Raw genomic sequence first — 20,558 nt, 5'->3', positions numbered from 1 at the left:
TTTGGCCCGCTTCTTGCGGTATCACAGGTGCGCGGCTGGTGAAAGTGACATGCCCGGCAGCGACAATATTGGGGAGGCAGGAACGCCGGACCGATGAAAAAGCCGGTTGTCGTTCCTATATTGGACAGGAATATGATAGTCTGGCGCACAGGCTATCGAGCGAGAGAGTAAGATATCATGCCGTCATTTGCGGAATCCCTTGAGAAAACCATCCACCAGGCGCTGCACAATGCGTCGGAGCGGCGGCATGAATATGCCACGCTGGAGCATCTGCTGCTGGCGCTGATCGACGACGCCGAAGCATCGCAGGTGATGCAGGCCTGCGGTGTCGATCTTGGCGAACTCAGCGACACGCTGGTGCATTATCTCGACAATGAACTGGATTCGCTGAAGATCGAGGAAAAGATTGATCCGGCACCGACATCGGTGTTCCAGCGGGTTGTCCAGCGCGCCATCCTGCATGTCCAGTCCTCGGGCAAGGACGTTGTCACCGGTGCCAATGTGCTGGTGGCGCTGTTTTCCGAGCGTGAATCCTATGCCGTTTATTTCCTGCAGCAGCAGGATATGAGCCGCCTCGATGCCGTCAGCTATATCAGCCACGGCATCGGCAAGGGTGGCCAGCCGGTCGAACAGCGTCCGGTCGAGGGCAGCGATGACCAGGAAGAGGAAAGCGGCAAGGGCGATGCCAAGCAGAAAAAGGAAAGCGCGCTCGACCAGTTTACCGTCAACCTCAACGCCAAGGCCGAGGCTGGCAAGGTCGATCCACTGATCGGTCGCGGGCCGGAGGTTGACCGCACGGTGCAGATTCTCTGCCGCCGGTCAAAGAACAACCCGCTCTACGTCGGTGATCCCGGCGTCGGCAAGACCGCGATTGCCGAAGGGCTGGCGCGCAAAATTGTCGAAGGCGATGTTCCCGATGTGCTCGGTGATGCGGTGATCTATTCGCTCGATATGGGTGCGCTGCTGGCAGGTACACGCTATCGCGGCGATTTTGAGGAGCGGTTGAAACAGGTGGTGGCCGAGCTGGAGAAAAAGCCGCACGCCATTCTGTTCATCGACGAAATTCACACGGTGATTGGCGCCGGTGCCACTTCGGGCGGAGCAATGGATGCCTCCAACCTGCTCAAACCGGCGCTGTCGGGCGGTACCATCCGCTGCATTGGCTCGACCACCTATAAGGAATTTCGCAACCATTTCGAGAAAGACCGCGCTCTGTTGCGCCGGTTCCAGAAGATCGATGTCAACGAGCCAAGCATTGAGGACACGGTGAAGATCCTCAAGGGGCTGCGCAGCGCCTTCGAGGAGCACCACAAGGTGCGCTACACCCCCGACGCGCTAAAGACCGCAGTCGAGTTGTCGGCGCGCTATATCAATGACCGCAAGCTGCCCGACAAGGCCATCGACGTGATCGACGAGGTCGGCGCGATGCAGATGCTGGTGCCGCCATCGCGTCGCCGCAAAACGATCACCGCACGCGAGATTGAAGCGGTCATTTCGACCATGGCACGCATCCCGCCCAAATCGGTATCCAAGGACGACCGCAAGCAGCTCGAGCATCTTGAGCGTGACCTGAAACAGGTGGTCTTCGGCCAGGATCTGGCGATCGAGAAACTCGCCAGCGCGATCAAGCTGTCGCGCGCCGGTCTGCGCGAGCCGGAAAAGCCGATCGGCAATTATCTGTTCTCCGGCCCCACTGGTGTCGGCAAGACCGAGGTGGCGCGTCAGCTGGCGAGCATCATGGGCATTCCATTGAAGCGCTTCGACATGAGCGAATATATGGAGCGCCACAGCGTCTCGCGCCTGATCGGTGCGCCTCCGGGCTATGTCGGCTATGATCAGGGTGGCCTGCTCACCGACGCCGTCGACCAGCAGCCGCATTGCGTGTTGTTGCTCGACGAGATTGAAAAGGCGCACCCGGACCTGTTCAACGTGTTGTTGCAGGTGATGGATAATGGCAAGCTCACCGATCATCACGGCAAGACGGTGGATTTCCGCAATGTGGTGCTGATCATGACCACCAATGCCGGGGCCAGCGACATGGCACGTGAAAGCATCGGTTTCGGCAATGTCAGCCGCGAGGACGCGCAGGAAGACGCGGTGAAGAAGATGTTCACCCCCGAATTCCGCAACCGTCTCGATGCGGTGGTGCCGTTTACCTATCTGACGCCCGAGGTGGTCAGCCGTGTCGTCGACAAGTTCATCCTGCAGCTGGAGCTGCAGCTGGCCGAGCAGAATGTCCATATCCGCCTCGATCAGGATGCACGCGGCTGGCTCGCCGAGAAGGGTTATGACAAGCTGTTCGGCGCGCGCCCGATGGGCCGATTGATCCAGGAGAAGATCAAGGAACCGCTGGCCGAGGAACTGTTGTTCGGCAAGCTGGCCCAGGGCGGCGAGGTGGCGGTGCATATGAAGGAAGGCCGTATGGCGTTCGAGATCATGCCGGCACCGCCGCGCGGATCGAAGAAAAAGCCAAAGAAAAAGGCGCCGGCCAAGAAGAAGGACTGATCCCGGTTGGCATGGCCGGCAGCGGCGCTGTCGGCCATTGTCCCGGCTGTTAAAGACCGGCTTTTGAGGGGAAGATACGATGCTGGATTTTTACACCAATCCAATGTCGCGCGGCCAGATTGTGCGATGGGCACTGCATGAGGCAGGTGCCGAATATCGCCAGCATCTTTTGAGCTATGATGCCGATGCCGAGGACAGCATGAAGGGCGATGCCTATCTTGCGATCAATCCGATGGGCAAGGTCCCGGCAATTGCCGAGGACGGCAAGGTTGTTACCGAATGTGCCGCTATTTGCGCCTGGCTTGCCGATCGCTTTCCCGACTCCGGTCTGGCGCCGCAAAATGATTATGAGCGGGCCGAATATTATCGCTGGATGTTCTACGCCGCTGGTCCGGTGGAGGCTGCGGTCACCAACAACGCCATGGGTTTCGCGCCGAATGAGGAGCAGCAGCGCATGGCGGGTTATGGCTCCTTCGCCACGGTGATGGATGTGCTCGACAACCTGCTCTCCGAGCGCGATTTTGTCTGCGGCGAGCGTTTCACCATGGCCGATGTCTATCTCGGCAGCCAGATTGTCTGGGGCATGCAATTTGGCAGCATGGACAAGCGCGACAGCTTTGCCCCCTATGCCGAGCGCATGGAGGCGCGCAAGGCCTATAGGGCGGCCAAGGCGATCGATGCCGAATTGATTGCCGGCGCGCAAAGCGGCTGAACGTCGCAACCGGGTTTCCGCCCGCTGAGATGCCGCCGGAGACCCGTCGGCTGGCTACAGACCGGCTTAGCCTTAAATTTTCAATAGCAGAACCAACCCCTTGAATAGTGAACGAATACTCGCTTATGATATATTTCCAAGGGGTGGGGATTCCTTATGCGTTCAGTGATTTACATCAGTTCGGCGACTCAGGCTTTCGACAAGCCGGAGCTTGAAATCCTGCTCGAACAGTGCCGCACATTCAATTCCGCGCATGAGATTACCGGCTGCCTCGCCTATAATGGCATCAATTTTCTGCAGCTGATCGAGGGACCGGATGACGCGATTGCAGCCTGTCTCGACCGGATATTGTCCGACAAGCGGCATAGCGGTGTGGTGAAAATCCGCGATGAGGCGATCGGCGTGCGCGAATTTCCCGAATGGACCATGGCAGGGCGGCTCAGTCCCGATGCCGAAGGCAAGACCAGCCGCGGCCAGATGCTCGACATCCTGCAGGGTGCCCGCCAGGCGACGCGCGAGATTTTTGAAGGTTTCGCAACGCTCAAGGCGGCCTGACACGACCCGCGCCATAGTTTTTCTGTATCACCCCCAATGACAGCGCCACTTGAGCCATGGGCGCAGGCATATTACATAGGGTGCATGACCGAAGTCGACCTCCTGCCCGCTGCGGCCAAGCGCGTCGCCGCCATTGCCACCAAGCTCGGCAAGCAAGCCGCCCTGCGCCTGTCGGTAGAGGGTGGCGGCTGTTCCGGCTTTCAATACCGTTTCGGCCTGGCGGAATCGATTGACGGCGATGACCATGTCACCGAGCGCGACGGCGTCAAACTGGTGGTCGATCCGGTCAGTCTCGATCTGGTGCGCGGCTCGGCGGTCGATTTTGTCGAATCGCTCGGCGGGGCGTCGTTTCAGGTGACAAATCCAAACGCCGCCTCCGGCTGCGGCTGCGGATCCAGCTTTTCGGTTTGATGCTTTGGTCTCTGCTCGCTAGACCGGGTGCATGACCAAAATCGCCAGCTTCAATATCAACGGTATCAAGGCGCGGCTGCCGCGGTTGCTCGAGTGGCTGGAGGAAACCCAGCCCGACATTGCCTGTCTGCAGGAAATCAAGAGCCAGGATGAAGGCTTTCCCGCCGACGCGTTTGAAAAAGCCGGCTATGGCGCGATCTGGCATGGTCAAAAATCGTTTAACGGCGTTGCCATATTGGCGCGTGGCGCGCAGCCGGTGGAGACGAAGCGTGGGCTGGATGGCGAGCTGGAGGATGAGCAATCGCGTTATTTAGAGGCCGATGTCACCATTGGCGATGCGGCTCAGCCATTGCGGGTCGCCTGCATCTACCTCCCCAATGGCAATCCGCAACCGGGGCCGAAATTCGATTACAAGCTGCGCTGGATGGAGCGGCTGCGCAAACGTGCGGCGCAAATCTGGGCCGAGGAAGTGCCGGCGGTGCTGGCGGGCGATTATAACGTCATCCCGCGCGACAATGATGTCTGGTCACCGAAAGCCATGGCCTCGGACGCGCTGATGCAGCCGGAAAGCCGCGCCGCCTATCAGCGGTTGCTGCACGATGGCTGGACCGATCCGATTGGCAGCTGGCACCCCGATGGCCAGATCTGGACCTATTGGGACTATCAGCGCGGTGCCTGGCAGCGCGACCATGGTTTCCGCATCGACCACCTGCTGCTGTCGCCGCAAGCCGCCGACCGGCTCCAGGCCGTCGGTGTCGACAAGGACCATCGCGGCAGGGAAAAGGCCAGCGACCATGCGCCGACATGGGTGGTGTTGGGGTGATGGTGGCGTGGCGGGATCTCCTGCGGAGCAATCTCGCCAGCGCCTTGCTCATTGTCGCGCTTGTTGCAGGTTCTGAAACGAAGCTGCTGGCGCAGGAAGAGCCGTTGCACCTCGACGTCAAAGATGCGGTGAAAAACCGGGAATGCGTGCAACTGGAGGATGCAGATGAGGTTGTTGTATGCGCCACGCCGCAGGACAATGAACGCTACAGAATACCCAGAGCCATTCGCGAAAAACCGGTAAAATCAGTTCCGCAACATCTCAGGGTGTTGGAAGAAACGCCCACCTGTCTCGATGGCAACACGACACCGTGCGGGAAGGCCCAGATCAACATTTTCTCGATAAAGGGCGGCAAAGCCAGAATTGGCCCGCAGCAGGAGGACTAACGGGAAGCCGCATCACAGCGCGTATCTGGGTTAAATATCAGTGCCCCACACTCTCACCGCGTTCCAGTCCGGACAGCGCCAGTTGCGCGTCGATCTGCGCCAGCAGCCGTTCGAGCCCGGCCTCGGATCCGGCCTCGGCACGGGCGACCAGTACGTCCTGGGTGTTGGAAGCGCGCAGCAGCCACCAGCCATCATCGGTATTGACCCGCGCACCGTCGGTGTCGTTGACATTGGCGCCATCGGCCTTGAGCCGTTCGAGCACCTCGTCAATCACCGCGAATTTACGGGCTTCATCGACCTGGAAACGCATTTCCGGCGTGTTGATCATTTCGGGCATTTCGCCGCGCAGCATGGTGACACTCTTGCCGAGATCGCTGGCGGCGCGGATCAGCCGGATCGCGGCATAAAGCGCATCGTCAAAGCCGTAATATTCATGCGCGAAGAAGACATGGCCGCTCATCTCGCCCGCCAGCGGTGACCCGGTTTCCTTCATTTTGGACTTGATCAGGCTGTGCCCGGTTTTCCACATCAGCGGTTCGCCACCCAGCTGGGCGACCCGGTCATAGAGTGCCTGGCTCGCCTTGACATCGGCGATAATCGTGGCCCCCGGCTGGTCCTGCAGCACCGGCTCGGCAAAAATCGCCAGCAACTGGTCGCCCCAGATCACCCGGCCTTCGCCATCGATGGCGCCAATGCGGTCGCCATCGCCATCAAAAGCCACTCCGAAGTCGAGCTGCTTCTCGGCGACAAGTGCCTGGAGATCGGCCAGATTGGCCGCATCGGTTGGATCGGGATGATGATTGGGAAAACTGCCATCAACATCAGTGAACAGGCAATGATGCTCTCCGGGCAGCCGCTCAACCAGCCGCTCGACAATCGGTCCCGCAGCGCCATTGCCCGCATCCCAGCCGATGCGCATCCGGGCGAAATCGCTGCGCTCACTGTCAAAGCCTTCGATCAGCCGCGTCACATAGCGTTCCATGATGTCGAGCCGGGACACCGAACCGTTACCGCTATCCCAGTCGCCCGCCGCCGCCATTGCGCCGAGGCGCTGGATATCGGCGCCGAAAAACGGACGTCCCTGAAACACCATCTTGAAGCCGTTATAATTGGCGGGGTTGTGACTGCCGGTTATCTGGATGCCGCCCGCCGCCTCGTCGAGTACGGCCTCGGCATAATATAGCATCGGCGTCGGCCCCAGCCCGATGGTGATGACATCGATCCCGCTGTCGTTCAGCCCCTGCGCCAGCGCATCGGCCAGTAGCGGCGAGCTTTCACGGCCATCATAGCCAATGGCGACGCTGCCGCCGCCATCTCGGCCGATCAGCGTGCCGAAACCGCGGCCAATGGCATAGGCATCGTCCTCGCCCAGCGTTTCGCCGATAATACCGCGAATATCATATTCGCGCAGCGAGGTCGGGTGGAAGGCATGGCTCTGGAGATGGGGTGTATCGGTCATGGGAATAGGCTTTCTCTATGCAGGTTGCGGTGCCTGTCCGCACATCGTCGCGCCGCCTTATCGCGCTTTTATGACAATGGCGAGTCTGTCTTTTCAGCCTGGTTTTCCAGCAGCAGGTCGCGCGCGGCGTTGAGCTTGCTCGCCAGCTCGGCATTGCCGCCAGCATCGGGATGCGCCCGCGCCATGCGGCGGCGCCATGCGGCACGGATCATCCCGGCACTGGCGCGTTCGTCGATGCCGAGCAGCATACGCGCCTCGGCAATCGACATCTCCGGATAAGGACGGTCCGCATTGCCGGGCTTTCCCGCTTCCGCATCCGGTTTATGGCTGCGAGATCGATAGAGCGCCCAGCCAATAGCGCCGGCGAGCATGGCACCGGCGGCAGGCAGCTGCCCGGTAGTCAGGACGCGCGTGCCGAGCACGGCAATGGCGAGGGCGAACCAGTCGCCGGGCTGCATCTTCGCCAGCCGCCCCGAATAGTACAGCCAGAACAGCAGCGCGCCGGCGATCAGAAGAAATGGCACCATGGCGACAGCTTACTCGCCGCACCTTCCGTGCGCAATGATCCGTCCTGGCGCGGCGCTATCCTGCCGCCGCTTTAGCCGCCGCCATAAGGCAGTGACGATTTATGCACCACCATACGCAGATTGCCGTCATCGTCTTTGACATAGCCAATGGTGTATTCGACCTTGACCTCATCGCCCTCGGCAGGGGTGAACCAGTAGTTGCCCATCGCCACCGCCATGTCGCAGCTGGAGTTGGTGATGCCGGCATTTTCCCAGCGCACGGCCGTCCATGGGGTCAGCGCAAAGCCTTTGTCTTCGGTGAAGGACGGGTTGCCGCCGACAAAATAGGACAGTGCGCCATCGAACGATCCGCGAAACTGTTCATCGGCGGCAAGTGTAGGCTTGAACAGGACCAGTCCCAGATCATAGCCGTAAAAGCGGTTGATGTGGTCGGTGGCAGCGGCGGTATAGTCGCCTTGCTCGGAGAATGTTTTGCCGATCGCGACAATACCATCGCCCCAGGCCTTTTGCGCCGCGACGACTTCCTCCTCGGTAATGCACTGTTTGCTGTCATCCGTCGCCATGGCTGGTCCGGATTCCGGGCCGCATGCACCCAGTCCGAGAGCAGCGGAGACCGCCAGCAAAGCACCATATCTTCTATATGTCATCGATACCCCTTTCCGCTACACGTGCCGAAAACTTCGGTTTCCGGGCACCAGCATGATGATTGAAGGCATGATTTTAGACGAAAATACCTTTTCCGGCTTATCCAGAATGGCCGGTCATTTCGATAAGCTGGGCCAATGGCCTTATGTCGCTTTAGATGTTGGAGAACAGGCTGGCCTGTGCCTCGGCAGGGCGTTCCATGCCGGGCAGTTTGAGCGCGCTCAGCAGTTCGCGCAGCTCCTGCCGTGCAAGGATATGGCTGGTACCGAGATCGCCCAGATGTCCCTTGTCGAGCAGGGTCAGACCTGAAGGGAACAGCTCGCGATAGATCACCCGCTCGCTCAACCCCGGGATGATGCGGAAGCCGATACGGCGCGACAGTTCCTGCAACGCGGTGTTGATGCGGCGCATATTGCGCGCCTCGATATGCTGGGTACGGTTGCGCAGCACCACCCAGTCCATTTCCTTACCGGCATTTTTGGCGCGTGCCTTGCGTGCTTCCCAGATCAGCTCGGCATAGAAGCTGATCCGCTTGACCTTGAAGGTGTCGGGGTCGACCTGTCCGATCAGATCGAAATCGACAAAGCTGTCATTAAGTGGTGTTACCAGAGTATCGGCAGAGGTGGCGACATAACGGGCAAATTTGTCATCGCGGCCCGGGGTGTCGAAGATGAGAAAATCCAGTGATTTTGACTCCTGGGCGATCATCTGGTCGAGCCGGGCGATATTGTCCTGCTCGAACACCTTGAAATTTGCCATCGGCAGCGAGATGTTGCGGCGGATCATCGTCGCGGTGCGGTTTTCCATATAGCGGAAAGAGGTGCGCTGACGCGGATCGAGGTCGATAATGCCGACTTTCTTGCCATTATAGGCCAGCGCAATTGCGACATGCACCGCTGTGGTCGATTTGCCGGTGCCGCCCTTTTCATTGGCAAAGACAATGCGGTGGACGCCGCCATCATCCTTTGCAGATCCGCCGTTCATCATTGTCCCCCGGCACCTATGCCGATATGCGCTGCAGCAACGGGACGCTATGGTGTCCCAAGTCATCAGCAGCGCGTTCGGCTGGTTCGCGCCTGCACATACAGAAGGGCATAATCGGGTGCAAACTGTTCATGACCACAACAGGTTGAAAAAGACACTTTCGGGGTTGCGCGCCGACGGCGCAACACTGGCGCTGGTACCGACCATGGGCGCGCTGCATGCGGGCCATATGGCGCTGGTTGACGCCGCGCGGGAACAGGCGGACCGGGTCGCAGTGTCGATCTTCGTCAATCCGACGCAATTTGGGCCGAATGAGGATCTCGATGCCTATCCGCGTCAGTTGGCCGAGGATGCGGCGAAGCTGCGGGATACCGGCGTCGACCTGCTATGGGCCCCCGGCGTTGAGGAGATGTATCCACAGGGCTTTGAGACGGTGATCAGGCTGCCCGAGCTCAGCCTGGGACTGTGCGGCGGATCGCGTCCGGGGCATTTTGATGGGGTCGCCACCGTGGTTTGCAAGCTGCTCAACCAGATCAGCCCGGACATCGCTTTGTTTGGCGAGAAGGATTATCAGCAGCTTGCGATCATTCGCCGCATGGTACGTGATCTCGACATGTCGGCCAGGATCGTCGGCGTGCCCACGATAAGGGATCATGACGGTCTCGCCCTGTCGTCGCGCAATGCCTATCTTTCGACCGGTGAGCGCGCCCGGGCTGCCACCCTGCCGACCGCGATGCGTGCTGCCATTGCGGCGATAGAGCGGGGTGGCGATCCGGTGCAGGCGCTGGAGGCGCTGCGTCAGAGTCTGGCACAGGCCGGGTTCGATCCGGTTGATTATGCCGAAATCCGTCATGCGGACAGCCTCGCCCCGCTGTCTGAACGGCAGCCGGGTGATGGGCCCTTTTCGGGTCGGTTGCTGGCGGCGGCGCGGCTGGGGCGAACCCGGCTGATCGACAATATGCCGGTTACGCTGCCGTAAAAACCGTTACGGAATCTGGCTGATGGCCTGTGGGAATGTAAAATTTTGCCCGATCCGGCCCTATTGGTGCGGGTGTTAAGGAAAAGGCCTGCGACGTTAACTATATTTTCACACCTTGGGCGGACCTTTGCTGCTGTCGTTAACAAGACGACCGCAACAGGGAGCCAGGGACATGGCTAACAGTATGAAGAGCGCCCGCTTTCTCGTCGAGAGCAAGCTGGCGGAAGTGGCAACAGGAGACCCGACCGCCTATTTTGAACTGGGCGTGGCTTTCTCCACCGGCAGCGACGGTGCCGAAATCGATCTGATCGAAGCGCATAAATGGTTTAATCTGGCCGCAGTTATGGGCCATGTCGAAAGCGCCACCTGCCGTGCCGAAATAGCCGAGGAAATGACGGCGCGCGAAATTGCCGACGCCCAGCGCGAAGCGCGGGCATGGATCGCCCAGAACCGGCGCCACGCCGCCTGAGGCTATTCGCTCTCTCCGGCATCGCCGGGAGTATCGCTATCGGCAACGCCATCGGGCCCGCCATAGCGATCGAACCAGGCCAATATGGCCGCTGCCTTGGCGCCGCTTTGCGAAGGCCGCACCGCGATGCTGCCATGGCTGGCACCGGGCACGCGCACCAGCGCCGTCGGTACACCGCGCAGCCGCAATGCAGTATAATATTGCTCGGACTCGCTCACAGGGGTGCGGTAATCCTCTGATCCCACCACAACCAAAGTCGGCGTCGTCACATTGCCGACCAGCGACAGCGGCGAGCGCCGCCAGTAATTTTCCGGGTCTTCCCAGGGCTGTGCCCCGAACCAGTAGGTGGTGAAGAACGCTGCCCCGTCTGCCGTCAGCACCTGGCTGGTCCAGTTGATCACCGGTTTTTGCGTTGCCGCCGCCTTGAACCGGTCGGTCTTGCCGACAATCCAGCTTGTCAGCACTCCACCACCCGAACCGCCGGTAACGAACAGTTGGTCGGGATCGACAAAGCCCTGGGCGATTGCCGCATCAACCAGGCTGATCAGGTCATCATAGTCATTGCCGGGATAGTCGTGATGGATTTCATTTGCGAAATCCGCTCCATAGCTGGTCGAGCCGCGTGGATTGGCCGACAGCACCGCATAGCCGGCAGCGGCGTAGAGCTGATTGTCGGTGGCAAAATGCGGGCCATAGGCGGCAAAGGGACCGCCATGGATTTCAAGGATCAGCGGCACCCGCTTGCCCGCGACATAGTCAGGCGGCAGCGTCAGCCAGCCTTCGATCTCCAGTCCGTCATGGCGCGATGGGGTGGCGATGCGCTGCACCGCGCCCATGCGACGGCTGGCAAGCAGTGAGGCATTAAGGCTGGTCAGCATACGCGGTGCCCCGCGCTGTACCATTGCGACTTCCGCGGGGCGCTGGGCGGTGCCCATGGTGAAGGCAATGGTGCCGTTATCGGCGACGCTGAAGCTGCCGCCGGTATAGGGACGATCGAAGGATGTCCCGGTCAGGCCGCGCACCACTTCGCTTATTGTGCCTGTCAGCGATATTCGCGCCACCACCGTCTCGCCGCGATCATCATAGCTGATATAGAGCGCGCGACCATCGCCGGACCAGGCCGCGCCGTTGACGCTGCGATCGAGGCTGGCGGTTAGCACCCGACGGTTCGATCCGGTGCGATCCATCAGATAGAGATCGGCATTGTGATAGCCGAGCTGCTGATCATCGAAGCCGATATAGGCGATGCTACGGCCATCGGGCGAAACCATGGGCGCGCTATCGGGGCCGTTGCGCGATGTCAGTGCGCTGAGCGCGCCGCTGGCGATATCGAGCGCGAACACCTCGCTTTCCACCGGGTCACGCTGCCAGTCGGGCTGGCGGTTGGCGGCAAAATACAGGGTTTTGCCATCAGGCGCGAAGGACAGCGGGCCGCCATCATGATATTTGCCGAAGGTCAGCTGGCGCGGAGCACCGCCGCTGGCCGGTACGATGAACAGCTTGTTGAAACCCGGCCGCAAATAGCCGGCACCATCGGCGCGATAGGTAATCAGATCGAAAATCTCCAGCCCCTTGGCCCATTGCGCGCCTTCGGGCGGGGGCAGCTTGTCGCCCAGCTGCACACCCTTGTCGCGGACAAACATGGAGAAGGCGATCTGCTTGCCATCGGGCGACCAGGCGATGCTTGACGGGCTTTCGGGCAGGGCAGTGACGCGCACCGCTTCGCCGCTGTCCATCCAGCGGACATAAAGCTGCGGGGAGCCGCCATGGCCGCTGGAAATATAGGCGATCTGCGATCCATCGGGTGACCAGCGCGGATTGCCGTGCGAGCCTTCCCCGGCAGCGAGCGGGCGCTCTTCCCCGGTGGCGGTGTCGATCACCCAGATGGTGCGGCGCGGGGCATCACGCATGATGTCGTTGGTGACCCGGACATAGGCGATATGGCGGCCATCGGGGCTGATTTGCGGGTCAGCAGCGGCCGCCAGGCTGAACAGGTCCTTGCGGCTGAAGCGGGTGCTGTCGGCGGTGTTTCCGGTGTCGGCGGTGGCTATGGGTGGTGCGGTTTCCTGCGCCGCTGCCGGCGCGGTGAGCAGCGGGGCGAGGAGCAATGCGGCACCGAGGCTGGCGGACAGTCGATATAAGGGGCGATATAGGGGGCGATACGGGGGGCGGGGCTTCGTCATCTGGGCTCTCCATCGCTTCTTGTTGATTGACGCAAGGTGATGGCCCGCAATGCTGCTGACGGTCAAGGAGATTGCGCGCAGGCGGGCTAATCCGCTTTTTTGAACGGGGTCATGGCGGCGAGATAATCCTGGTCCTGTGCCACTGCCTCGCGCTCGCGTTCGAGGAAATCGGCAATGGCGCGGCGAAAGCCGCTATCGGGAATATAATGCGCCGACCATGTCGTCACCGGGGCATAGCCGCGTGCCAGCTTGTGGCCGCCTTGGGCACCGGCCTCGACATATTTCAGGCCGCGGTCAATGGCGATGTCGATCGCCTGATAATAGCATAGCTCGAAATGCAGACAGCTTATATCGCGGGTACAGCCCCAATAGCGGCCATAAAGCGTATCCGGTCCGGCAAAGTTGAGCGCTGCGGCCACCGGCTCGCCGTCGAGCCAGGCCATGACCAGCATGATCTGATCGGCCATGCGTTCGCCGAACAGGCTGAACGCCTCACGCGTCAGATAGGGCATGCCATATTTTCGCGCGCCAGTGTCCTGATAGAAGATCCAGAAGGCATCCCAATGCGCCTCGGTCAGATCGTCACCGCTGAGTTGGACGATCTCGACATTGCTTTGCGCCGTGCGCCGCTCCTTGCGGATGGCCTTGCGCTTGCGCGAGGACAGGGTCGCGAGGAAAGCATCGAAATCGGCAAAGCCCTGATTCGCCCAGTGAAACTGGGTATCGCTGCGCAACAGCCAGCCCAGTTCGACAAAGCTGCGTCGGTCCTGTTCGGTGAGAAAAGTAGCGTGCGCCGAGGACAGGGCATTTTGTTCGGTCAGCTGCTGTGCCGCGATGATCAGCGGCGTTATCCACTTCTCCTCCAGCGCCAATATCCGCGGTCCGGTTGCCGGGGTAAAAGGTGCGGAAATCTGCAGCTTGGGATAATAGCGTCCGCCAGCATTCTCATAAGCATGGGCCCAGCTATGATCGAAGACATATTCGCCCTGACTATGGCCCTTGAGATAGCTGGGCAGCGCCCCGACCAGCTGGCCGGTATCGTCGCGAATGGTGATCGGCGCCGCCTGCCAGCCCGTGCCTGGGCCGACGCTGCCCGAATCTTCCAGCGCTGAAAGAAAGGCGTGGCTGGTGAACGGATTGCCGCCGCATGCGGTGTTGATCGCATCCCATTCACAGGCATCGATGGTGGCGACGCCTTTTTCGATGCGCGCCGCTATGGCCGGGGTTTCATCACTATAGCTGGTATCGCCATCGGCCATAAGCGCCTGGTTCAGTCCCTGACCGCGATGATGGCATCGACCTCGACAGCGGCGTTGAGCGGCAGCACCGGCACACCGACTGCGCTGCGGGCATGGCGGCCGGCTTCGCTGAACACCTCTTCCATCAGGTCCGACGCGCCATTGATCACCTTGGGCTGGTCATGGAAATCGGGCAGGCTGGCGACAAAGCCGCCAAGTTTTATCACCTGCTCGACTCTGTCGAGCGAACCAAGTACCGCCCTGGCCTGGGCCAGGATCATCATGCCACAGGCGCGCGCCGCCACCTGCCCCTGTTCCAGCGATACATCCGCGCCCAGCTTGCCCGTTGCGAGCTCTCCATCGATAAAGGGCAGCTGGCCCGAAATGGTGAGAATGCCCTGATGCAGTATCGCCGGTTTATAGCTTGCCACCGGCGCAGCAGGGGTGGGCAGGGTGATGCCGAGAGTGGAAAGGCGGGTATCGATAGTATCGGTCATGATGGTCTTTCTGTTTCTGTCTGACGCAGTTTAGGCGGCTTTGGCGATGGGCGGTGCCGCTGCACCGCTTTCCAGCCGCTCGATAATCCAGTGCTGCGCCTCATTCCAGCGGTCGATACGGATATGGGCATGGCCGCGCGTTTCGGCGCAGGCAATATGCGGCGCCACTTCGGGTTCGCCGATCATGTGCAGCCGCCAGACATGCGGCGCGACTTCGCCGACCGAGTCATGATGCTGTGGCAGATCGTCGATGAACAGCGCCGATGACGGTTTGCGTTCGTCGAGTATTGCCTTGAGCGCGGCGCCCTTCGGCCCCTGATTGGTATAGACCGGATGGGTGATGCCGAATTTGGCGAGCTGTTCGGTGCGGTGATCGCGGCGATGATCCATCAAATTGGTGAGGATGACGATATCGGCAACCGCGCTGATTGCCTGCAGGCCTCTGACCGCACCATCAATCGGGGTCTGGCGGTGCATCTCGGTATCGAAAAAGCCACTGAGCAGCGCCCATATCCGTTCCGGCTTGAGTATTTCGCCGGTCTTCTGATCGGTCAGTGCGGTCGAGAAATCGCCGCTACTCAAGTCGAAATCGACGCCATGCGCCTCATCGACCCATTGGCGAAACGGCACCACCATGTGCAGCAGCACCTCGTCGCAATCGGTGATCAGCAAAGGGCGGCTCATATGTTCAGCTCCTGGTAACTGGCGGCCAGCTGCTCCGGACCTATCTGTAAATCGTCCGAGGCGGCCAAAAGATCCGGCTCGTGATTGGCAAGCCAGCCCATTACCGCCCCGAGCAGCTCGCGCGATCCGGCGCGGGCCCGGATATCGTCGGGTGTCATGCCGGTTATCGCCAGCAACCGGCCGCGGCGCGCATCATTGGTCAGCGCCCAGGCCAGCACTTGGAGCGCCACCGTTTCGGCATCATCCTGATGTTGTTCGCGCGCCATTGTGTCGCCTGTGCTCTTCGCCTAGATCGGTTGTCGTCAGATATCTGCCCTGCCTAAATGGCAGTACGGGGCAGTAGCGACAAGATGTGTATTGGGGAAGGATCGCAGTAAATTGGCAAAAAGGGTGCTTGTCGTCGAGGATAATGACCTCAACCGCAAATTGTTCTGCGATGTGCTGCGCGCGCATGGCTATGCGGTGGAACCGGTTGCCGATGGCCGTGAGGTGGTCGACAAGGCGCGCGAATTCGTGCCCGGTCTGATCATCATGGATATCCAGTTGCCGCATATCAGCGGGCTGGAGCTGATCGAACAGATCAAGGGCGATAATGATTTGCGTACTATCCCGGTGCTTGCCGTCACCGCCTATGCCGGCACCGGCGACGAAGCCCGCATCCGCGCCGCCGGGGCAGAAGGCTATATCTCGAAGCCGGTCAGCATCGGGCCGTTTATGGAGGCGGTGAACGGGTTGGTCTAGGCCGCCGACTTACTTTTTTCCGACGCCCGCCGCACGCCGATAGAACCGGGCGGCACCAGCTTGCCATCGGCATCGCGTATCTGCTGCGTGGCAATCTCTTCGCCACTGCGCTTGTCGATAATCATGAAGGTCCGGCCATCCTTATGCTTGGCCCATTTATCGCCCCATTGCGTCAGCGACAGGATCACCGGGAACAGCTCCAGCCCCTTTTGGGTCAGCTGATATTCGGCATATTTGCTGCCATCGCTGGCGGGTGCCTTGTGCAGCAACCCGGCATCGACAAGCTGGTTCAACCTTTTGGTCAGCGTGTTTTTGGCAATCCCCAATGATCGCTCAAAATCGCGGAACCGGCGGACGCCCATAAAGGCATCGCGGATAATCAGAAATGACCACCACGGCCCGATTATCTCCAGAGTGCGGGCGATGGAGCATTGCATATCGGCAAAGGATTTTTGCTGCATGGCGCTTTCTCATCGATAAAGTAGTTGCATTATAGGACCAGCTTACTATCGTGCAAGCCTTATAAACAGAGTCGCCCGGACAACAGGAGATAGTCGTGATACCGGTCACATGCTTTGTGCAGCAGGGGCAGATTGACCCGGATACCGTTGCCGCATTGCGCGAGGAGCTGGGCGCATTGACGCAATCGGCGTTTGATGGCGAAGCTATGATCAACTGGATTGAGGTGAGACCTGGCAATGGCTTTACCGAGGCCAAGCCGTCCACCAGTTCATTGGTCAGCATCCAGTCACCCCAGGCACTGGCTCAGCCCGAGCGTATCACGATCCTGCAACGCATATGCGATCTCTGGATGGAAAAGACCACCTGCTCGATCAACGAGATCGTCGCCAGCATCAACGATCCGGCGCAATAAGCCCGCGCAAAGGAGAAGACCCCATGCCGCTTTATCTGTGCAATGCCCATGCGGGTGCCATCCCCGAAGCTGCCAAGGCAAAGATCGCCAGGGACATCACCGATATCCATTGCGAACAGACCGACGCGCCGCCGACATTTGTTCATGCATTCTTCTTCGAGGATGCGCCCATGCCGCCTCTGGGCAATGCCATGGTGCATCTCCATGGCAATATTCGTGCCGGACGCGACGACGCAACCAAGCAGGCGATTATCGCGCAGATGCGGCAATCGGTGGCGCGGCACAGTGGTATCGCGCTGGAGAATATTACCATGTCGACACAGGATGTCCCCGCCCATTGGGTGATGGAAGGTGGCGATCTGCTGCCCGAGCCGGGCGAGGAAGAAGCATGGCTGGAGGCGCATGAGGCGAAGCTGAAAGCGGAGGCAGCGCAATGAGCGGCACGGTGATTATCCTCGGCGGCGGCTCGCTCAATGGCGTTGGCGGCGCGCTGGCGCAGCGTTTTGCCAGTGAGGGGCATCATGTGGTCTTCACCGGGCGCACACTGGAAACAGTGCAAGCCACGGCGGATGCGATTGCAGCAAAAGGTGGCTCCATCGAAGCGATGCGCGTCGATGTCACCAGTGAAGCGGATCAGGACGCGCTCTTCGCCCATGCGGCTGAGCGCGGCGAGATTGCCGCTGTGCTCTATAATGCCGGCAATAATGCCATCATTCCGTTTGAGCAGCTGACGGCAAAGCAGTTTGAGAATTTCTGGCGTGTCTGCTGTTTCGGCGCCTTCCTTACCGCCCAACGTGCGGTGCCGTTGCTGAAAGAACAGGGCCATGGCAGCCTGTTCTTCACCGGTGCCTCCGGTTCATTGCGTGGAAAACCCAATTTCGCCCATTTCGCTTCGGCCAAGGCGGGGCTGCGCAATCTGCTCCAGTCACTGGCGCGCGAATATGGGCCGCAGGGCATTCATGTTGCCCATTTCATTATCGACGGCGTGATCGATGGCGACCGGGTGCGCGATAATTATCCCGATTATCTCGACCAGATGGGCGAAGACGGCGCACTCGCGCCCGCCGCCATCGCCGATGCTTTCTGGACCACCCACAAGCAGCACCGTTCGGCCTGGTCGCACGAGGTGGAATTGCGCCCGTTCAAGGAGCGCTGGTAATCGTGTTGGTGCACGTAATCACACCAGATCCCATATCGTCATATTCTCCTTCAGATGCGCGACCGATGTCGTGCCGGGGATAACAATGATGTTGGGAGAACGCTTGAGCAGCCAGGCCAGCGCGGTGCGGGCCTCAAGTTTCGCGCCGCGCTGCATGGGATTGGCGCCGAGTGGACCATAGGGGATGAAGGCGATGCCGCGCTCGGCGGTATAGTCCACCAGAGCGTCATCGCCCATTTCGGACATGTTGAAGCGGTTCTGCACACTGGCAATCGGCGCGATGGCCAATGCTCTGTCCAGCTGCTCGCGTGTAACATTGGAAAGGCCGATATGGCGGACACGGCCATCGGCCTGCGCTTCGGAAATCGCTGCGACTGATCGCTCAATGGGAATTTCGGGGTCGACCCGGTGAAGCTGGAACAGATCGATCTGGGCGCGCCGCAAATTGGCCAGAGCGCTATCAATCTGGCGCAGCAATGTATCACGACTGCCATCGACAATGATCCTGTCCGGCGTGGTCTTGCCCACACCCCCCTTGGTCGCGAGAAACGGCTTGCGTCCGTCCAGCGCCTCACCGAGAATACGGTCAGCCGTTTCCGGGCCATAGGCATGGGCGCTGTCGAAAAAGTCGACACCCAGATTGGCCGCGTGTTGCAGCAGCGCCTTGCCGCTATCCCAGTCGGCATAGGGTCCGAAATTGCCTGGCTGTCCGGTCAGGCGCATGGCACCGAAGCCAAGCCTGTTGACCGAATCAGTGCCGCCAATCGCGAAATTCCGCAATATGTCATGTGCCATTGTTCATCTCCGTTCTGTGACCGCTGCCGGTCGATGAGGAGAATATGCTGGTCCAGTACAATATTCGGTAGAAGGATAGAGTGTTTATCTGTTATACACATAACGTATGGCAAAATCGCTCGATCGACTGACATTGCTGGAAACCTTTGTGCGCATATCCGAGCGCGGGTCGATCAGCGCCGCCGCGCGCGACCTCAACCTGTCCCAGGCCTCGGCAAGCCGCCAGCTTTCCGATCTGGAAAGCCGGTTGGGGGTACAATTGATAGTGCGGACGACGCATAGCCTGTCTCTGACAAAGGCAGGAATGGACTGCCTAACACGCGCGCGTGCACAGCTGCGGGGATGGGAGAGTCTTACAGAGAGCTTTGCCGACGAGGCGCACGCCATGCGCGGCCCTTTGCGCATTGTCGCGCCGATTGCTGTTGGGCAAAGGCACCTCGCCGATGCCGTGCTGGCGTTTCAGCGGCGCTATCCGGAGGTGACCGTTGACTGGATATTGCAGGATGGCGATATCCGCTTTGCGGAAACCGGATGCGATCTGTGGATCAAGGTCGGACCGGTGCCCGATGAAACGTTGGTGGTGCGGTCGGTGCGCTCTGTCGAACGGCTGATTGTCGCGGCGCCGGATTTTCTCGGAAGTGAGGCATCGCTGGACAGTCCCGCAGACCTGAAAGACAAATCCTGTGCCGGATTGCTGCCCTTTGAAAATGGGCGCATTCCGCTCACACATGAAAGCGGGCGGGCATATATACTGGAAGCGAGGCCCGTCTTTTCGACCAGCAATATTTTCGCGGCGCGGCAAGCGACGCGGTTGGGCAATGGTTTTGCGGTGATGCCCAAATGGCTGGTACGCGATGATCTGGCATCGGGTGCGCTGCTCGATCTGCTGCCCGACTGGCGCGCGCCGGAGCTGGATATCAATATGGCCTATGCTCCGGTCAACCGCCAGACGCTGCGGCTAAAGCGGCTGGTCGAGACGATGGTGGCGGCTTTGCAGGAACTTTAATCGGCTGCCATGCGCGCTTTCAGCATATCTTCGATAAAAGCGGCCGACATCCAGTAGATATCCTGTCTGCTGGTGTACATGAAGATTTTGCCATCCGGCGTGACGGAGGGGCAGAGTTCGTGGCCCGAAGTATTGACGCGCTCATCTATCGGCACGGGGTCCGACCAGCTGCCATCGCTCTCAGCGAAAGCGATATAGATGTCACCGCGACCCTGACCCTCTGGACGGTTGGAGGCGAAGATCAGATAGCGGCCATCGGGGTCGATAAACGGGTCGGCCTCATAGCGACGCGTATTGACGCCATCGGGAAAGAGCTCGGGTTTCGCGTAACCTTCGCCCTCGGGTTCGGCGCTGTAGAGATCATAGCCGCCATCACGCGCATCCGAGGCAAAGATGATGGCGCCGTCTTTGGTCAGTGAGGTATAATATTCATTCGCTTCGGTGTTGACTGGCTGTGGCAGGAAAACCGGTTCGCCCCAACCACCCGAAGTGTCCCGCTCGGCATAGGCGATGTCGGCGCTGCCCCTGCTGCGCGTGATGAAATAGAGCCGTTCGCCATCGGGCGAGAGATACGGGTCCTGCATGGTAAATTCCGGGCTGCCAGCTTCGTAAAAGGGCGCGCCCCAGTTCGCACCGTTCCAGCGATGCCCGGCCATCGACTGCCAGCGCCCATGCTCGATGCCGATATAGACCGTCTTCCTGTCTGCACTAAGCGTCGAGCAGAATTCGTGACGGTCTGGAAGTGAAACGGTGCCGGGGCCGAATATTTCCGGGTCGGTGGGCGGTGCCGGTGCTGCGGGGACTTCCGCAATGCCTGCAAATGTCAGGATCAGGGGCAAGGCGAACCCCCCAAGGCTTTTGGGAATTTTCAACATATCCTGCTCCGTGATGACGGTCACGCGCACAGTGTCGAGATTCAGGCGAGC

Annotated in this window: 25 protein-coding genes; 13 read left to right on the top strand and 12 right to left on the bottom strand. The window is 60.2% G+C overall.

Annotated features, from left to right (window positions below):
- The first annotated feature begins 177 nt into the window (after positions 1-177).
- The 6 genes from clpA to AAFX04_12730 all read left to right on the top strand — a co-directional run bounded on the left by clpA (position 178) and on the right by AAFX04_12730 (position 5,392).
- The gene (gene clpA / locus AAFX04_12755; protein MEO1046304.1) at positions 178-2,505 is read left to right on the top strand and encodes an ATP-dependent Clp protease ATP-binding subunit ClpA; all 2,328 of its coding nucleotides are present in this window, start codon (positions 178-180) and stop codon (positions 2,503-2,505) included.
- A 79-nt stretch (positions 2,506-2,584) separates the two neighbouring features.
- Positions 2,585-3,217 carry a glutathione S-transferase family protein gene (locus AAFX04_12750; protein MEO1046303.1) on the top strand — a complete coding sequence of 211 codons (633 nt, stop codon included), beginning with the start codon at positions 2,585-2,587 and terminating at the stop codon, positions 3,215-3,217.
- 156 nt (positions 3,218-3,373) lie between these two features.
- Positions 3,374-3,772, top strand: a complete 399-nt coding sequence (locus tag AAFX04_12745; GenBank protein ID MEO1046302.1) for a BLUF domain-containing protein — start codon at positions 3,374-3,376, stop codon at positions 3,770-3,772.
- Positions 3,773-3,856: 84 nt separating this feature from the next.
- A complete protein-coding gene (erpA, locus tag AAFX04_12740; GenBank protein ID MEO1046301.1) occupies positions 3,857-4,183 on the top strand; it encodes an iron-sulfur cluster insertion protein ErpA in 327 nt (108 codons plus the stop codon).
- A 31-nt stretch (positions 4,184-4,214) separates the two neighbouring features.
- Positions 4,215-5,006 (top strand): exodeoxyribonuclease III, encoded by a 792-nt coding sequence (gene xth / locus AAFX04_12735; GenBank protein MEO1046300.1) that lies wholly within the window; start codon positions 4,215-4,217, stop codon positions 5,004-5,006.
- On the top strand, positions 4,988-5,392 hold the full coding sequence (locus AAFX04_12730) for a hypothetical protein (protein ID MEO1046299.1): 405 nt from the start codon (positions 4,988-4,990) through the stop codon (positions 5,390-5,392). The genes xth and AAFX04_12730 overlap by 19 nt, the downstream gene beginning before the upstream one ends.
- Positions 5,393-5,429: 37 nt before the next feature.
- Here the strand turns inward: AAFX04_12730 and AAFX04_12725 are convergent, their stop codons facing one another.
- The 4 genes from AAFX04_12725 to AAFX04_12710 form a co-directional block, all read right to left on the bottom strand.
- Positions 5,430-6,851, bottom strand: a complete 1,422-nt coding sequence (locus tag AAFX04_12725; protein MEO1046298.1) for a phosphomannomutase/phosphoglucomutase — start codon at positions 6,849-6,851, stop codon at positions 5,430-5,432.
- A 68-nt stretch (positions 6,852-6,919) separates the two neighbouring features.
- The gene (locus AAFX04_12720) at positions 6,920-7,378 is read right to left on the bottom strand and encodes a molecular chaperone DnaJ (GenBank protein ID MEO1046297.1); all 459 of its coding nucleotides are present in this window, start codon (positions 7,376-7,378) and stop codon (positions 6,920-6,922) included.
- Between the two features lie 71 nt (positions 7,379-7,449).
- A complete protein-coding gene (locus AAFX04_12715; GenBank protein MEO1046296.1) occupies positions 7,450-7,941 on the bottom strand; it encodes a phosphoribosyl-AMP cyclohydrolase in 492 nt (163 codons plus the stop codon).
- 235 nt (positions 7,942-8,176) lie between these two features.
- Positions 8,177-9,010: a division plane positioning ATPase MipZ gene (locus AAFX04_12710; protein MEO1046295.1), complete on the bottom strand. Its 834-nt coding sequence runs from the start codon at positions 9,008-9,010 to the stop codon at positions 8,177-8,179.
- Positions 9,011-9,125: 115 nt separating this feature from the next.
- Between AAFX04_12710 and panC the strand changes: the two genes are divergently transcribed.
- Positions 9,126-9,986 carry a pantoate--beta-alanine ligase gene (gene panC / locus AAFX04_12705; protein MEO1046294.1) on the top strand — a complete coding sequence of 287 codons (861 nt, stop codon included), beginning with the start codon at positions 9,126-9,128 and terminating at the stop codon, positions 9,984-9,986.
- A gap of 172 nt (positions 9,987-10,158) precedes the next feature.
- Positions 10,159-10,455, top strand: a complete 297-nt coding sequence (locus AAFX04_12700) for an SEL1-like repeat protein (GenBank protein ID MEO1046293.1) — start codon at positions 10,159-10,161, stop codon at positions 10,453-10,455.
- A 2-nt stretch (positions 10,456-10,457) separates the two neighbouring features.
- On the opposite strand, the gene AAFX04_12695 is transcribed toward AAFX04_12700, so the two are convergent.
- The 5 genes from AAFX04_12695 to AAFX04_12675 all read right to left on the bottom strand — a co-directional run bounded on the left by AAFX04_12695 (position 10,458) and on the right by AAFX04_12675 (position 15,323).
- Entirely contained in the window at positions 10,458-12,638 is a 2,181-nt protein-coding gene (locus AAFX04_12695) for a S9 family peptidase (protein MEO1046292.1), read from the bottom strand.
- 86 nt (positions 12,639-12,724) lie between these two features.
- Complete coding sequence (locus tag AAFX04_12690; GenBank protein MEO1046291.1) at positions 12,725-13,897, bottom strand: GNAT family N-acetyltransferase; 1,173 nt, start codon at positions 13,895-13,897, stop codon at positions 12,725-12,727.
- Between the two features lie 11 nt (positions 13,898-13,908).
- A complete protein-coding gene (locus tag AAFX04_12685) occupies positions 13,909-14,373 on the bottom strand; it encodes a RidA family protein (GenBank protein MEO1046290.1) in 465 nt (154 codons plus the stop codon).
- Positions 14,374-14,403: 30 nt separating this feature from the next.
- Complete coding sequence (locus AAFX04_12680; protein MEO1046289.1) at positions 14,404-15,057, bottom strand: HAD family hydrolase; 654 nt, start codon at positions 15,055-15,057, stop codon at positions 14,404-14,406.
- The gene (locus AAFX04_12675) at positions 15,054-15,323 is read right to left on the bottom strand and encodes a DUF3572 domain-containing protein (protein ID MEO1046288.1); all 270 of its coding nucleotides are present in this window, start codon (positions 15,321-15,323) and stop codon (positions 15,054-15,056) included. The genes AAFX04_12680 and AAFX04_12675 overlap by 4 nt, the downstream gene beginning before the upstream one ends.
- A 112-nt stretch (positions 15,324-15,435) precedes the next feature.
- On the opposite strand from AAFX04_12675, the gene AAFX04_12670 reads away from it, so the two are divergent.
- Positions 15,436-15,798: a response regulator gene (locus AAFX04_12670; GenBank protein MEO1046287.1), complete on the top strand. Its 363-nt coding sequence runs from the start codon at positions 15,436-15,438 to the stop codon at positions 15,796-15,798.
- Here the strand turns inward: AAFX04_12670 and AAFX04_12665 are convergent.
- Positions 15,795-16,259 carry a helix-turn-helix domain-containing protein gene (locus AAFX04_12665; protein ID MEO1046286.1) on the bottom strand — a complete coding sequence of 155 codons (465 nt, stop codon included), beginning with the start codon at positions 16,257-16,259 and terminating at the stop codon, positions 15,795-15,797. The genes AAFX04_12670 and AAFX04_12665 overlap by 4 nt on opposite strands.
- 95 nt (positions 16,260-16,354) lie before the next feature.
- On the opposite strand from AAFX04_12665, the gene AAFX04_12660 reads away from it, so the two are divergent.
- The 3 genes from AAFX04_12660 to AAFX04_12650 are packed head-to-tail and all read left to right on the top strand — an operon-like array spanning position 16,355 to position 17,831.
- Positions 16,355-16,672 (top strand): hypothetical protein, encoded by a 318-nt coding sequence (locus AAFX04_12660; protein MEO1046285.1) that lies wholly within the window; start codon positions 16,355-16,357, stop codon positions 16,670-16,672.
- 23 nt (positions 16,673-16,695) lie between these two features.
- Positions 16,696-17,109 (top strand): hypothetical protein, encoded by a 414-nt coding sequence (locus AAFX04_12655; protein ID MEO1046284.1) that lies wholly within the window; start codon positions 16,696-16,698, stop codon positions 17,107-17,109.
- The gene (locus AAFX04_12650) at positions 17,106-17,831 is read left to right on the top strand and encodes an SDR family NAD(P)-dependent oxidoreductase (GenBank protein ID MEO1046283.1); all 726 of its coding nucleotides are present in this window, start codon (positions 17,106-17,108) and stop codon (positions 17,829-17,831) included. The genes AAFX04_12655 and AAFX04_12650 overlap by 4 nt, the downstream gene beginning before the upstream one ends.
- Before the next feature lie 18 nt (positions 17,832-17,849).
- Here the strand turns inward: AAFX04_12650 and AAFX04_12645 are convergent, their stop codons facing one another.
- Complete coding sequence (locus AAFX04_12645) at positions 17,850-18,626, bottom strand: aldo/keto reductase (protein ID MEO1046282.1); 777 nt, start codon at positions 18,624-18,626, stop codon at positions 17,850-17,852.
- A 106-nt stretch (positions 18,627-18,732) separates the two neighbouring features.
- Here AAFX04_12645 and AAFX04_12640 point away from each other — a divergent pair, with 106 nt between their 5' ends.
- Positions 18,733-19,632 (top strand): LysR family transcriptional regulator, encoded by a 900-nt coding sequence (locus AAFX04_12640; GenBank protein ID MEO1046281.1) that lies wholly within the window; start codon positions 18,733-18,735, stop codon positions 19,630-19,632.
- On the opposite strand, the gene AAFX04_12635 is transcribed toward AAFX04_12640, so the two are convergent.
- Positions 19,629-20,531, bottom strand: coding sequence for a hypothetical protein (locus AAFX04_12635; GenBank protein ID MEO1046280.1), 903 nt, complete (start codon positions 20,529-20,531; stop codon positions 19,629-19,631). The two genes, AAFX04_12640 and AAFX04_12635, sit on opposite strands and share 4 nt — an antisense overlap.
- Between the last annotated feature and the right edge of the window lie 27 nt (positions 20,532-20,558).

The sequence above is a fragment of the Pseudomonadota bacterium genome, from assembly GCA_039818985.1.
Lineage (GTDB): Bacteria > Pseudomonadota > Alphaproteobacteria > Sphingomonadales > Sphingomonadaceae > Alterisphingorhabdus.
The sequence above is the reverse complement of the archived record's forward strand: the minus strand, read 5'-3'. Positions and strand labels throughout refer to the sequence as shown.

What these genes read in the sequence shown, in the direction of transcription:
- clpA (MEO1046304.1), top strand. Translation starts at nt 178, where the DNA reads ATGCCGTCATTTGCGGAATCCCTTGAGAAAACCATCCACCAGGCGCTG.
- AAFX04_12750 (MEO1046303.1), top strand. Translation starts at nt 2,585, where the DNA reads ATGCTGGATTTTTACACCAATCCAATGTCGCGCGGCCAGATTGTGCGA.
- AAFX04_12745 (MEO1046302.1), top strand. Translation starts at nt 3,374, where the DNA reads ATGCGTTCAGTGATTTACATCAGTTCGGCGACTCAGGCTTTCGACAAG.
- erpA (MEO1046301.1), top strand. Translation starts at nt 3,857, where the DNA reads ATGACCGAAGTCGACCTCCTGCCCGCTGCGGCCAAGCGCGTCGCCGCC.
- xth (MEO1046300.1), top strand. Translation starts at nt 4,215, where the DNA reads ATGACCAAAATCGCCAGCTTCAATATCAACGGTATCAAGGCGCGGCTG.
- AAFX04_12730 (MEO1046299.1), top strand. Translation starts at nt 4,988, where the DNA reads ATGGGTGGTGTTGGGGTGATGGTGGCGTGGCGGGATCTCCTGCGGAGC.
- AAFX04_12725 (MEO1046298.1), bottom strand. Translation starts at nt 6,851, where the DNA reads ATGACCGATACACCCCATCTCCAGAGCCATGCCTTCCACCCGACCTCG.
- AAFX04_12720 (MEO1046297.1), bottom strand. Translation starts at nt 7,378, where the DNA reads ATGGTGCCATTTCTTCTGATCGCCGGCGCGCTGCTGTTCTGGCTGTAC.
- AAFX04_12715 (MEO1046296.1), bottom strand. Translation starts at nt 7,941, where the DNA reads ATGGCGACGGATGACAGCAAACAGTGCATTACCGAGGAGGAAGTCGTC.
- AAFX04_12710 (MEO1046295.1), bottom strand. Translation starts at nt 9,010, where the DNA reads ATGATGAACGGCGGATCTGCAAAGGATGATGGCGGCGTCCACCGCATT.
- AAFX04_12700 (MEO1046293.1), top strand. Translation starts at nt 10,159, where the DNA reads ATGGCTAACAGTATGAAGAGCGCCCGCTTTCTCGTCGAGAGCAAGCTG.
- AAFX04_12695 (MEO1046292.1), bottom strand. Translation starts at nt 12,638, where the DNA reads ATGACGAAGCCCCGCCCCCCGTATCGCCCCCTATATCGCCCCTTATAT.
- AAFX04_12690 (MEO1046291.1), bottom strand. Translation starts at nt 13,897, where the DNA reads ATGGCCGATGGCGATACCAGCTATAGTGATGAAACCCCGGCCATAGCG.
- AAFX04_12685 (MEO1046290.1), bottom strand. Translation starts at nt 14,373, where the DNA reads ATGACCGATACTATCGATACCCGCCTTTCCACTCTCGGCATCACCCTG.
- AAFX04_12680 (MEO1046289.1), bottom strand. Translation starts at nt 15,057, where the DNA reads ATGAGCCGCCCTTTGCTGATCACCGATTGCGACGAGGTGCTGCTGCAC.
- AAFX04_12675 (MEO1046288.1), bottom strand. Translation starts at nt 15,323, where the DNA reads ATGGCGCGCGAACAACATCAGGATGATGCCGAAACGGTGGCGCTCCAA.
- AAFX04_12665 (MEO1046286.1), bottom strand. Translation starts at nt 16,259, where the DNA reads ATGCAGCAAAAATCCTTTGCCGATATGCAATGCTCCATCGCCCGCACT.
- AAFX04_12655 (MEO1046284.1), top strand. Translation starts at nt 16,696, where the DNA reads ATGCCGCTTTATCTGTGCAATGCCCATGCGGGTGCCATCCCCGAAGCT.
- AAFX04_12650 (MEO1046283.1), top strand. Translation starts at nt 17,106, where the DNA reads ATGAGCGGCACGGTGATTATCCTCGGCGGCGGCTCGCTCAATGGCGTT.
- AAFX04_12645 (MEO1046282.1), bottom strand. Translation starts at nt 18,626, where the DNA reads ATGGCACATGACATATTGCGGAATTTCGCGATTGGCGGCACTGATTCG.
- AAFX04_12640 (MEO1046281.1), top strand. Translation starts at nt 18,733, where the DNA reads ATGGCAAAATCGCTCGATCGACTGACATTGCTGGAAACCTTTGTGCGC.